Below are 11,549 nucleotides of genomic sequence, written 5' to 3'. Positions count from 1 at the left end.
CATGGAAGCATTATTCGCCGCAGTGCTCGGCATTCTCACCGCGAGTGGCGTTTACCTGTTATTACGCGCTCGCACCTTTCCCGTGGTAATGGGACTCACGCTTATATCTTATGCGGTTAACCTGTTTCTGTTTGCCATGGGGCGGTTGCAAACTGGCGTTGCCTCGGTGATCACTGAGAACGGCAAGTACGGTGACCCACTCCCGCAGGCGCTGGTACTGACCGCTATTGTGATTGGCTTCGCGATGACTGCATTTGTTGTGGTCCTGGCTCTGCGCAGTGTCGGTGAGACTGAGACCGACCACGTCGATGGCCAGGAGAGCAAGCCATGAATCATGCGTTGATCCTGCCGATTCTACTGCCAATGTTCGTGGGCAGTATGTTGTTGTTTGGCGCACGATTGAGTATGCCGGTAAAACGTCTGATGTCGTTTTCAGTCGTGCTAATCATGCTGCCGTTGAGCTTTTGGTTGATGGCTCAAGCCGATCAGGGTGATTTGCAACTCTATGCGCTGGGTAACTGGCAGCCACCGTTCGGCATTATTCTGATGCTCGACCGCCTCAGCGCGCTGATGTTGGTCGCGACTGCAGTGCTGAGTTTCTTCGCCTTGCTCTATGCGACCCGTGGGGATGATGAGCGCGGCCGTAATTTCCACGCCTTGTTTCAGTTCCAGTTGATGGGTATTTACGGCGCGTTTTTGACCGCTGACTTGTTCAACCTGTTTGTGTTCTTTGAGATCCTGCTGATCGCGTCCTATTCGCTGCTATTGCATGGCGGTGGGCCCGACCGTGTTCGCGCAGGTTTGCATTATGTGGTGTTGAACCTGGTGGGGTCGGCATTTTTCCTGATTGCTGTCGGCGTGCTTTACGGCATTACTGGCACCTTGAACATGGCTGACATGGCGCAGCGGGTAGCCGTTGCCAGCGCCGATCAGGCGCCGCTGATTGGCGCTGCGGGATTTATGTTGCTGGTGGTATTTGGCCTCAAAGCTGCTTTTTTGCCGCTGTATTTCTGGCTGCCAAGGGCATATGCCTCGGCCACCGCGCCAGTTGCTGCGCTGTTTGCGATTATGACCAAGGTCGGGCTGTATTCGATTCTGCGGGTTTATACGCTGATCTTTGGTGATGATGCCGGCACCTTGGCCAATATGGCAGACGCCTGGCTCTGGCCATTGGCTCTGCTAACGATCGGCTTGGGTGCAATTGGGGCTCTGGCGGCAACCACTTTGCATAATCTGATTGCTTATTTGGTGGTGGTTTCAGTCGGCACAATGCTCGCCGGCTTAGCGATTGGCACCCCCGAGTCGACAACAGCGGCGCTGTATTACATGTTGCACAGCACTTGGGTTTCCGGCGGGTTATTCCTGTTGGCTGACTTAATCTCGCGCCAGCGCGGGGTAAAAACCACAGAGCTGGTGCAAGGGCCCGAGTTGCAGAATCCGTACATACTCAGCGCACTGTTCTTTTTCGGTGCTATCTCGATAGCAGGTCTGCCGCCGCTTTCTGGGTTTATCGGCAAGTTGCTGTTGCTGCGCTCGGTTGAGCCGGGCTTGCAAATGGCATTTTTATGGCCAGTGGTGCTGGTTGGCGGACTGATCACCGTCATTGCCTTGAGTCGTGCGGGCAGCACGCTGTTTTGGCGCGTTGGCGTAAGCCAACTGGACAGCGCCGAACTGGATTATGGCCGTCTTTTCGCCTGCATCGGCTTGCTGGTGTTGAGCCCGGTCATAGTCGGGCTGGCTGAACCCTTGTTGGATTACCTTCATGCGACCGTGAGTCAATTGCATGACCTGCCGCTGTACTACCAGATTATTCAGCCCGGAGGTGGCGCATGAAGCCTCGCCATTTATTGCCGCATCCGCTGTTAAGCCTGTGCTTGATGGTGGTTTGGATGTTGCTGGCCAATGATCTGAGTGTTGGCAACTGGGTGCTGGGTTGCATACTGGGCTGGTTGATTCCGCTGATTACCCAAGTGTTCTGGATCACGCCACCGCGCATCTACAAACCCTTCAAGCTGTGCTGGTTTTTCCTGCGTATTATTGGTGACATCATCATGGCTAACCTGCAGGTGGCCAAGCTGATACTCGGGCCGCAAAGCAAGCTGCGGCCAGCCTTTGTCGAGATTCCTATGCTGCTTGAGGATGATCTGGCGCTGACCATGCTCGCCAGTATCATCTCGCTGACCCCGGGTACGGTTTCTGCCGACCTGAGTGACGACCGCAAGATGCTGCTGGTACACACCCTTGATGTCGGCGATGAAGCGCAGTTGGTGGCTGAGATCAAGAACCGTTACGAAGCCCCCCTGTTGGAGGTGTTCACATGCTCGACTACGTGATCCCCATTTGCCTGGTATTTCTGGGTTTGGCGCTGTCACTGACTGTCGCTCGGCTGATCAAAGGCCCAGATATGCCCGATCGGATTCTGGCACTCGATACCCTGTACATCAACGCGATTGCCTTGCTGGTGTTGTTTGGAATCTGGCTCGGCTCGGATTTATATTTTGAAGCGGCGCTGCTGATTGCAGTGATGGGCTTTATTGGCACCGTGGCAGTGACTAAATATCTGCTGCGCGGCGATATCATCGAATAGGGACGGCCATGAATATCTGGATTGAAGCACTGGTTTCGCTGTTTCTGATTATCGGCAGTCTGTTTGCCTTCGTTGGTGCGCTGGGGCTTTACCGTTTGCCCGACTTTTTTATGCGTCTGCACGGTCCCACCAAATCAACTACCTTGGGTGTCGGGGGTATGGTCATTGCCTCATTGATTTATTTTGGTGCGCGGGGTGATGGCTTTAGTTTTCACGAACTGCTGATAACCTTGTTTCTGTTTATCACCGCACCGGTCAGTGCCCATATGTTGGCAAAAGCGGCGATGCAGCAAAAACTGCGGATCAACGAAAATACCAGCGGCAAACCCTGGGATCAGTAAGCCCCCCTCTGAACCCCAGCACCGAGTACGCCGTGCAGCAACATCTGCACGCGCTACCCGCACACTTTCGACACTTGACTGTATCTGTCGCCTAACGCCTGCTGGCTCTACACTGTGACCTCAATTGGCGAGGTTATTTATGAGTTCGGCGCAGGGCAGAGGTGTGGCAGTTGTCTGCCTGATAAGTGCAATGGCGATCTGGGGCAGCTCTTTTATCGCCCTGAAACTGGCGTTCGCTGAGCTCCCACCGTTGTGGGTGATCTTCGGCCGCATGCTGCTCGGTAGCCTGGTGTTCTTGTTGGCTTGGCGTTGGCGTGGCCGGTTTGACTATCGCCAAGGCGACTGGAAGTACCTGGTGGGTTTGGCAGCGTGTGAGCCGTGCCTGTACTTCATCTTCGAGGCCCTGGCCTTGCAGAATACCAGCGCTTCGCAAGCCGGCATGATCACGGCTCTGTTGCCCTTGATGGTTGCCGTTGCGGCGTTTGTATTTTTGCGCGAGCGCACCACCCGCACTACATTGGCCGGCTTCAGCCTGGCAGTGGTCGGCGCTGTTTGGTTGAGCTTGGCTGGCAGTGCCGATGAGCATGCGGTGAATCCATTGCTGGGCAACTTCTACGAATTTCTGGCGATGATTTGTGCCACAGGCTACACCCTGTTGCTCAAGCACCTGTCCGAGCGTTACTCGGCATTTATGCTTACGGCTATGCAGGCGTTTATAGGCGCGCTGTTTTTCTTGCCGGTTGCCGCTTCTCAGGCGCCGATGCCGGAGAGTATTAGCCTGCAGGGCATGCTTGTGTTGGTCTATCTGGGCATCGTCGTCACGGTCGGCGGTTATGGGTTATACAACTTTGGCGTAAGCCGTCTGCCGGCAAGCCAGGCTTCGGGTTTCATTAATCTGATTCCGGTCTTTACCCTGATCATGGCGATGCTGGTGCTGGGTGAAAGCCTCAATTTCATGCAGGTTTGCGCTGTTGGGTTGGTCTTTGCCGGTGTCGGCTTGAGCCAATGGCGTAACACGCCGCCCCTTCCGGCCGGCGTGCTCGACTAACATTAATTCAATAAAAACAGCTTAGGAGACAGCGGTGAGTGATTTGAGAGCCTGGAGTCGGGAAGCCATCCGCATCATTGAGGCTGACTTTCAGCGCAGCGCCGATACGCACCTGATTCCACTCGACCTGCCTGGTCTGCCGGGAATCGACCTGTATTTTAAGGATGAGTCGAGCCACCCAACGGGCAGCCTCAAGCACCGCCTTGCACGCTCGCTGTTTCTCTATGCCTTGTGTAATGGCTGGCTTAAGGCTGGCGCGCCGGTGATTGAAGCGTCGAGCGGGTCGACTGCCGTTTCCGAGGCTTACTTTGCACGGTTATTGGGGGTCGCATTTATCGCCGTCATGCCCGCCAGCACCTCAAAAGAGAAGATCGCGCAGATCAGCTTTTACGGGGGGCAGTGCCATTTGGTGGATGACCCGGCACAGATATCAGCCGAATCAGAACGCTTGGCGCGCGAGACAGGCGGGCATTTTATGGATCAATTCACCTATGCCGAGCGGGCGACTGACTGGCGGGCCAATAACAACATTGCCGAATCGATCTTCCAGCAACTGCGCTTTGAGCGTCATCCCGAGCCGAGCTGGTTGGTTTCCAGTGCAGGCACCGGCGGCACGCTGGCGACCCTGGGCCGTTATGTGCGGTATCGCCAGCAGTGCACCAAGGTCTTCTGCGCCGACACCGAGCACTCTGTGTTCTACGACTATTACCGCAACGGCGACGCCAGCCAGACCTGGCATTGTGGCTCGCGTATTGAAGGCATAGGCCGACCGCGGGTCGAACCTTCATTCTTGCCCTCGGTGATCGACGCCATGGGCAAGGTGCCCGATGCCTTGTCACTGGCTGCCATGCATTACCTGGCGGGTAAACTGGGGCGTCGTGTCGGGGGGTCGAGTGGCACTAACCTAGTCGGTGCCTTGCAAGTGGGTCAGCATATGCTTGCGCAGCAGCAAACCGGTTCAATCGTGGCTATTTTATGTGATGGCGGAGAGCGCTACGCCGCCACTTACTACGATGATGCCTGGTTGCAGGCGCAGGGGTTCGAGTTGGGGCCCTTGATCGAAGTGATTCGTGCCTGTGCAGAAGAAGGTGCAGCGCTACCGACCATGGCGGTGACAGGGTTATGAGCCAAGATATCAGCCTGCGTCAGGCTAATGCCGCGGATATCGACGCCCTCTGCACGCTGATTTTCGAGCACGGTCCAAACCCCTGGAATCACCTGCCGCCGGCTGAAGTGCGCGAACATTTGCAGGCGATTGCCAGTGGTGAGGTACAGGCGATACTGGCCAGCAACGACACTGAAATGCTGGGCTTTGTCAGCTATCGACTGGCAAATCATTTAGCCCACTACCAGCCGCTTGAACGCAATCATCAGCAGCATGCCTATATCTGCGAAGCCGTCATCGCGCGGCAAGCGGCAGGACAAGGTTTGGGCTCACGGCTGTTGTTGGCTGCGGTCGATAAACTGGCGGAGCAGGGCATCAAGGATATCTACATAGACCGTCACGAAGAGAACGCAGCCTCTGCTGGAATGATGCGCAAGGCTGGTTTTGTCGAGATCGATTGTTTCGATGACAAAGCCCGTCGCCCGAATGGTTCGGGGCGCACCAGTGTCTGCTGCATAAGGGTGTGAAGCACATGTCAGCGTTGCGCTGACCTGCGTCTCTTATGGTTCTACTCTTCGTTCAGACCAAGCATGCTGCGGGCAACAGCCTCGGCAACGCGTATGCCATCAACCCCGGCAGAAAGAATTCCGCCTGCGTAACCTGCACCTTCACCGGCGGGGAACAAGCCTTTTACATTCAGGCTTTGCATCTCGGCGTTACGGGTAATTCTCAGCGGTGATGAGGTGCGGGTTTCAATCCCGGTGAGCACGGCGTCATGCATTGAGAATCCGCGAATCTGCTTGTCGAAAGCAGGCAGGGCTTCACGAATTGCCTCAATCGCGAAATCAGGCAGCGACGGCGACAAATCACCCAGCTTAACCCCCGGCTTGTAAGAGGGTTCAACTGTGCCCAGTGCGGTCGAGGGTTTGCCGGCAATAAAGTCGCCGACCAACTGGCCGGGGGCTTCGTAGGTGCTGCCGCCAAGGACATAGGCGTGCGACTCCAGGCGCTCTTGCAGTTCGATACCGGCCAGTGGACCGCCCGGAAAGTCTTGCTCGGGGGTAATGCCCACGACGATACCGGCGTTGGCATTGCGCTCGTTGCGCGAGTATTGGCTCATGCCGTTGGTGACCACGCGATTGGGCTCGGACGTCGCCGCGACAACGGTACCGCCCGGGCACATGCAGAAACTGTAGACCGAGCGACCATTTTTGGCGTGATGCACCAGTTTGTAATCCGCCGCGCCGAGTTTTTCATGACCGGCGTACTTGCCGAGACGCGAGCGGTCGATCAGCGACTGGGGATGCTCAATGCGAAAGCCAACCGAGAAGGGCTTGGCTTCCATAAATACATCACGGCTATGGAGCATGCGGAAGGTGTCCCGCGAGCTGTGACCGAGGGCCAGAATAACGTGCTGGCTGAGCAATTGCTCACCATTCTCGAGGACCACGCCTTGCATCTGGCCGTCTTCAATCAGCACATCGCTGACCCGCTGCTCAAAGCGTACTTCACCGCCAAGGGCCTTGATCTCTTCGCGCATGGTGGCAACCACGCCCGTCAGGCGGAAGGTGCCGATATGCGGCTTGCTGACGTACATGATCTCTTCTGGGGCGCCGGCTTTAACAAACTCTTCAAGGACTTTACGGCCAATAAACTTGGGGTCCTTGATCTGGCTGTACAGTTTGCCGTCGGAAAAGGTGCCAGCACCGCCCTCGCCAAACTGCACATTAGACTCAGGATTCAGCACATTTTTGCGCCACAGCCCCCAGGTATCTTTGGTGCGCTGGCGAACTTCTTTGCCGCGTTCGAGCACGATAGGACGCAATCCGGCCTGGGCCAAAATAAGTGCGGCAAAAATCCCACAGGGGCCAAAGCCGACGACTAGCGGGCGCTGTTCCAGGGTTTGTTCGGCGCGGCCAACTGCTTGGTATTGGGTGTCGGGTGAAATACTGATATGGCGGTCATCACTGAGCTTGGCCAGCACTGCAGCTTCATCAGCCAAGGTGCAGTCGATGGTGTAGATGAACTGGATTTCGCTGGATTTTTTCCGGGCATCGTAGCTGCGTTTGAACAAGGTGAAATCAAGCAAATCGCTATCGGCAATTTGTAAGCGCTCGATAACGGCAGGACGCAAGGCTTCGTCAGGATGATCAAGCGCGAGTTTCAGTTCAGTGATTCGTAACATCGGACAACCCAATATCAGGGCCGGAGGTAACCCGGCAGCTAGTGTAAGCCGGCGATTATACGCCCCTATACCCGTCACCGCTCAGTGGATTCAGAGCGGCTCTGATTAATGGTCTGTGTTGTTATTCAGGGCTGTGCGCCACCAAAGAAACCGCAGCCGCGCATGACTTGGCCGTTAACCCGCAACTCAGCGCTAAGGTGGCTGACCGCGCCGCTCATGCTGTCTACGCAATGCTGCGGTGTGACCCAGAGCTCAACGCGATCGCCATTGGCTTCGCTGGAGATGCTCATGCGGCCTTCAGGTAATTGTTCTTCAAGGTAGGGCAATACCAGGTCTTTTTGTCCTGGTCGTTCGAGTAACAGGCCCTGTGCGCTGACGCCGAGATTCCAGTCAGGCTCATGGCCACTGGCGCGCACTTTGGTCAGGCGGTAAGCCAGATCCTCACACAGGTCGCCCTCGCGTTGCAGGCGATACACGGTGTCAGGTTTGAATGAGCCGTCATTGCTCTGTGCAGAAGCCAGCAGACCTCGCATATCAACCTTTAACCTGGATGCGCCATCGGCTAGCAGGGTTTTGGCATCTTCACGCAAGCGGCTGGAACCGTCATCCTTGATAACGAACTGGCGTTTTTCAGCGCATGGAGTAAAGATTAATTGTTCGCCGCTGAAATACAGTTGGCCCTGCAGGCGGGTCATTGCAGCTTGTTCATCGACCGGTTTGCCGGTGTAAACCTGGCAGCTGGCGAATAAGGGGAGTAGCGTGAACAACAATGTACGGCGTAGGCGCATCAGGAGTCTCCGGGCAAGTCGCAACACGTTACCGGTGCCAGTAGCCCACCACAAGGGTCAGCTCAATGATTCAATGTAAGCGGGTGTATGACCGCGTCGAGCCAAGTGATGGTCAGCGCATTCTGGTTGATCGATTGTGGCCCCGTGGCGTGAGCAAAGCGGCGCTTGGGCTTGATAAATGGTTACCGGAACTGGCGCCAAGCACCGAGTTGCGCAAGCAATTCGCCCACGAGCCAGATCGCTTTGCTGCATTTCGGCACAGCTACTGGCAAGCGCTTAACCAGCACCCGGAACACTGGATGGCGCTGCTGGATATCAGCGAGCAAGGCACGCTGACACTGCTCTATGGCGCTAAAGACACCCAGCACAACAATGCGCAGGTGCTCGCCGAATTTTTAGAGCAAGCATTGGATCGACGTGATCGTCCCAGTTCAGCCGTGTGCTATGGCAATGAGCTGTGAGTCTGTGATTCGGGTTTGAACCAGAGTTCAACTTCGTCGGTTTCCACCTCAAAGCTTGCGGCATGCTTGGCCTGTGCCGGTACGTGATACCAGTCGCCCACGCCAAAGCGCTGAATTTTACCGTCCATGTGCAGGATCAATTCGCCGCGGATGATCACGCCATAGTTGTCGCTGTCGTGAGTATGCGCAGGTATTGCTGTGCCTGCTGGATAGGATGCGAACAATATATCTGCGCCAGTAGCGGCAAGTTTGTAGGCATCGAAGCGGCCGTCGAACAGCGGCAGAGATCTGATTTTATCGGGGTAATTACCGGGCATCTCAACCTCCATGTTGGCTGTGTAGCAGTAAGCCAGTTTTACCACAAAGCTGTCTGGCTTGGCCTTATTTGGACATTGCCAGCTTCAGGCCCAACGCAACAAAGAGGGCGCCAATCGTCCGGTTGAGCCAAAGCACCAGTCGCTGGCTGGCTTGAATGCGGCGGCTGGCATACGCTGCCGAGATTGCAAGAAAGTGGCACCAGAGCATGCCATTGAAATTGAAGATACAGCCCAGCACGATAAAGGCGAGGGCTTTATGTTCGGCCTGTGGGGTGATGAACTGCGGGACAAAGGCGAGAAAGAACACCGCGACTTTAGGATTGAGCACATTAGTCAAAAAGCCTTGCAGGTACAGTCGGCCATAGCTGCGTGGCGTCAATGCCGCTGCCGACTGAACTTCGGGTTTTCGGCTTTTACTCAACAGCATGCTAATGCCGATATACAGCAAATAGGCTGCGCCCAGGTATTTGACCAGCATAAACGCGGTAGCTGATGCGGCAAGCAATGCCGACAAGCCCAGTGCGGCGGCAAACACATGAATAAAGGTGCCGCTGCCAATGCCCAATGCAGCGGCAGAGCCTGCTCTCCAGCCCTGAGCCGCGCCACGCGTCATCACCAGTAACGAGTCGGGGCCCGGGGCCATATTGACCAGCAAACCGGCGATGATGAAAAGCTCCAGATTCTGAATGCCGAGCATAATCGCCGGTCCTTAAATACAACATCAGTGGGGTAGCGTGGTTTTTCAGCAGATTGGTTTTAGCTATCTTGACGCCTATTTAGCAGTTAATGCACCTAGCCGCTACCCCGTATTTATCGAATAGTTGCCAGTCGCGTTTAGGCGGTACCTTGCGCTTGGTTTGCCTGTATTTTTTAAGCTGAGCAACGTTTTTTTCACGTTGGCCCGACATCGGGCTAACAGTCAGCTGATTAACGTACGAGCCATTATCGGTTCATACGCGGGATCAGCAGTGAAAAACACCTCTGAAAGCTCCAGTCATAAATCACGTTTCTCGGCTTGGACAGTCACCATGAGTCGTCCTGTGTTGACGCTTGTGGTGGCTGTTTGGTTAATCCTGTTCGCCAATATGCCGTTCTGGCGCACGATCTGGGCGGGTATCGGTGGTTGGGGTAATGGCAATCCTGTGTTTATCGCCAGTTTGCCGTTATTCGCATTGATGTGGACCTTTATCTTGCTCAGTGTTTTGGCCTGGGGGCATCTGACCAAAGCGGTGCTGGCAATTGCACTCGTTGTATCGGCTGCGGCGAGTTATTTTATGAGCAGCTTCGGGATTGTTATCGATGCCGACATGCTTACCAACGTCTTGCAGACTGACCCAGCTGAAGCCACCGAGTTGCTCACGGTGCAGATGGTTGCCTGGATTGTCGGTTTAGGTGTGTTGCCAGCTTTGTTGCTGACCCGTGTACGCATCAAAAAACGTAGCATGAGTCGTGAGCTGACCATGAAATTGGTCAGCGTCGTCGTCGCTGCCGCCTGCATCGGCGCAATCGCCATGACTCAGTACCAGTCCTACGCCTCGCTGTTTCGTAATCACCGTGAAATCCGCTTAATGCTCACGCCCTCCAATGTGGTTTCGGCAGTGCACAGCTATGTGCGCAATGAACTCAAAGCGCCGGACAAACTCGAAATTGTGGGCGCCGATGCGCACCGGATTCTTGAGGTGGGTGCCAGCCGCAAGCCGCGGTTAACCGTGATCATGGTCGGGGAAACGGCGCGGGCGGCTAACTTTGGCCTCGATGGCTATGCGCGTAACACCAGTCCGGAGCTAGCCAGGGAAGGGGTGCTCAACTTCACCCATGTAAGCTCCTGTGGCACTGCAACGGCCGTCTCGGTGCCGTGCATGTTCCAGGATGTTGGCCGCGATGAGTACAAGTCGGCCTATGCCAAAAATCGTGAGGGCTTGTTGGATATTTTGCAGCGCGCGGGTGTGGGCGTGCTCTGGCGTGACAACAATTCGGGTTGCAAGGGGGCTTGTGATCGGGTGCCAACCGAAGATGTGTCGCACCTCAAGCTGGCCGATTTCTGCGCTGATGGTGAGTGCCATGACGATGCACTATTGAGTGGCTTGCAGGCCTATATCGACACCTTAAAAGATGACACCGTTGTGGTGTTGCACATGAAGGGCAGTCACGGTCCTTTTTATGCCAAGCGCTATCCGGCGGCATACGGCAAGTTTTCCCCGGTTTGCCAAAGCAGCCAGTTGGATCAATGCTCCCGTGAAACCATAGTTAACGCTTACGACAACTCCTTGCTCTACACCGATCATGTGGTCGCTGAGACAGTGCGGTTGCTGAAGAAAAACCAAAACAACTTTGATACCGCGCTCATGTACCTTTCTGATCACGGCGAGTCATTGGGGGAGAATGGGGTGTACCTGCATGGTTTGCCGTACGCGATGGCACCTGAGGAACAAACCCATATTCCGATGGTGCTGTGGTTGTCGGAGGGTATTAAAAACCACAACGGTATCCAGAGTCAGTGCATGGCAGGTCTTGAAGATCAGCCATTCTCACAAGACAACCTGTTTCACTCAGTGCTTGATTTAATGGCCGTGCAAACCTCGGTGTTCCGCCCTGAGCTGGATATGTTTCGCAGTTGCAAAGCGGTCAACCAAGCCTCGATTATCCCTCCAGAAGCTGCAACAGCGCTCAATTAGTCGGCCAGTTACCGCAATTAAAAGCTCGCACCACCCAGCGTG

At 55.4% G+C, this 11,549-nt stretch carries 14 protein-coding genes; 10 read left to right on the top strand and 4 right to left on the bottom strand.

The window, feature by feature from the left end; translation table 11 throughout:
* Position 1 precedes the first annotated feature (1 nt).
* The 8 genes from AACY09_RS03755 (at position 2) to AACY09_RS03720 (ending at position 5,608) form a co-directional block, all read left to right on the top strand.
* Positions 2 to 331 carry a Na+/H+ antiporter subunit C gene (locus AACY09_RS03755; protein WP_087517786.1) on the top strand — a complete coding sequence of 110 codons (330 nt, stop codon included), beginning with the start codon at positions 2 to 4 and terminating at the stop codon, positions 329 to 331.
* Positions 328 to 1,833 (top strand): monovalent cation/H+ antiporter subunit D, encoded by a 1,506-nt coding sequence (locus AACY09_RS03750; RefSeq protein WP_339486140.1) that lies wholly within the window; start codon positions 328 to 330, stop codon positions 1,831 to 1,833. The genes AACY09_RS03755 and AACY09_RS03750 overlap by 4 nt, the downstream gene beginning before the upstream one ends.
* Positions 1,830 to 2,333 carry a Na+/H+ antiporter subunit E gene (locus AACY09_RS03745; protein WP_339486139.1) on the top strand — a complete coding sequence of 168 codons (504 nt, stop codon included), beginning with the start codon at positions 1,830 to 1,832 and terminating at the stop codon, positions 2,331 to 2,333. Before AACY09_RS03750 ends, AACY09_RS03745 begins: the two co-directional genes overlap by 4 nt.
* Complete coding sequence (locus tag AACY09_RS03740; RefSeq protein ID WP_339486138.1) at positions 2,318 to 2,587, top strand: K+/H+ antiporter subunit F; 270 nt, start codon at positions 2,318 to 2,320, stop codon at positions 2,585 to 2,587. The genes AACY09_RS03745 and AACY09_RS03740 overlap by 16 nt, the downstream gene beginning before the upstream one ends.
* Before the next feature lie 8 nt (positions 2,588 to 2,595).
* Positions 2,596 to 2,928 (top strand): Na+/H+ antiporter subunit G, encoded by a 333-nt coding sequence (locus AACY09_RS03735; protein WP_339486137.1) that lies wholly within the window; start codon positions 2,596 to 2,598, stop codon positions 2,926 to 2,928.
* A 139-nt stretch (positions 2,929 to 3,067) separates the two neighbouring features.
* Positions 3,068 to 3,976: a DMT family transporter gene (locus AACY09_RS03730; protein ID WP_339486136.1), complete on the top strand. Its 909-nt coding sequence runs from the start codon at positions 3,068 to 3,070 to the stop codon at positions 3,974 to 3,976.
* A 34-nt stretch (positions 3,977 to 4,010) separates the two neighbouring features.
* Positions 4,011 to 5,102 carry a PLP-dependent cysteine synthase family protein gene (locus tag AACY09_RS03725; protein WP_339486135.1) on the top strand — a complete coding sequence of 364 codons (1,092 nt, stop codon included), beginning with the start codon at positions 4,011 to 4,013 and terminating at the stop codon, positions 5,100 to 5,102.
* Positions 5,099 to 5,608 (top strand): GNAT family N-acetyltransferase, encoded by a 510-nt coding sequence (locus AACY09_RS03720; RefSeq protein ID WP_339486134.1) that lies wholly within the window; start codon positions 5,099 to 5,101, stop codon positions 5,606 to 5,608. The genes AACY09_RS03725 and AACY09_RS03720 overlap by 4 nt, the downstream gene beginning before the upstream one ends.
* Positions 5,609 to 5,649: 41 nt before the next feature.
* Here AACY09_RS03720 and AACY09_RS03715 read toward each other — a convergent pair whose 3' ends face one another.
* The gene (locus AACY09_RS03715) at positions 5,650 to 7,266 is read right to left on the bottom strand and encodes an NAD(P)/FAD-dependent oxidoreductase (protein ID WP_339486133.1); all 1,617 of its coding nucleotides are present in this window, start codon (positions 7,264 to 7,266) and stop codon (positions 5,650 to 5,652) included.
* A gap of 125 nt (positions 7,267 to 7,391) precedes the next feature.
* Positions 7,392 to 8,054: a COG3650 family protein gene (locus AACY09_RS03710; RefSeq protein ID WP_339486132.1), complete on the bottom strand. Its 663-nt coding sequence runs from the start codon at positions 8,052 to 8,054 to the stop codon at positions 7,392 to 7,394.
* A gap of 65 nt (positions 8,055 to 8,119) precedes the next feature.
* On the opposite strand from AACY09_RS03710, the gene AACY09_RS03705 reads away from it, so the two are divergent.
* Complete coding sequence (locus AACY09_RS03705; RefSeq protein WP_339486131.1) at positions 8,120 to 8,515, top strand: DUF488 domain-containing protein; 396 nt, start codon at positions 8,120 to 8,122, stop codon at positions 8,513 to 8,515.
* On the opposite strand, the gene AACY09_RS03700 is transcribed toward AACY09_RS03705, so the two are convergent.
* Both AACY09_RS03700 and AACY09_RS03695 read right to left on the bottom strand, forming a co-directional pair.
* Positions 8,497 to 8,832 (bottom strand): cupin domain-containing protein, encoded by a 336-nt coding sequence (locus AACY09_RS03700; protein ID WP_339486129.1) that lies wholly within the window; start codon positions 8,830 to 8,832, stop codon positions 8,497 to 8,499. The two genes, AACY09_RS03705 and AACY09_RS03700, sit on opposite strands and share 19 nt — an antisense overlap.
* A gap of 64 nt (positions 8,833 to 8,896) precedes the next feature.
* A complete protein-coding gene (locus AACY09_RS03695) occupies positions 8,897 to 9,529 on the bottom strand; it encodes a LysE family translocator (protein WP_339486128.1) in 633 nt (210 codons plus the stop codon).
* A gap of 331 nt (positions 9,530 to 9,860) precedes the next feature.
* Between AACY09_RS03695 and AACY09_RS03690 the strand changes: the two genes are divergently transcribed.
* The gene (locus AACY09_RS03690) at positions 9,861 to 11,507 is read left to right on the top strand and encodes a phosphoethanolamine transferase (protein WP_339486127.1); all 1,647 of its coding nucleotides are present in this window, start codon (positions 9,861 to 9,863) and stop codon (positions 11,505 to 11,507) included.
* Positions 11,508 to 11,549: the final 42 nt, after the last annotated feature.

Source organism: Pseudomonas sp. EL_65y_Pfl2_R95, assembly GCF_963971045.1.
In the GTDB taxonomy this organism is placed as follows: Bacteria; Pseudomonadota; Gammaproteobacteria; order Pseudomonadales; family Pseudomonadaceae; genus Aquipseudomonas.
This window is presented reverse-complemented; position numbering and strand designations above follow the sequence as displayed.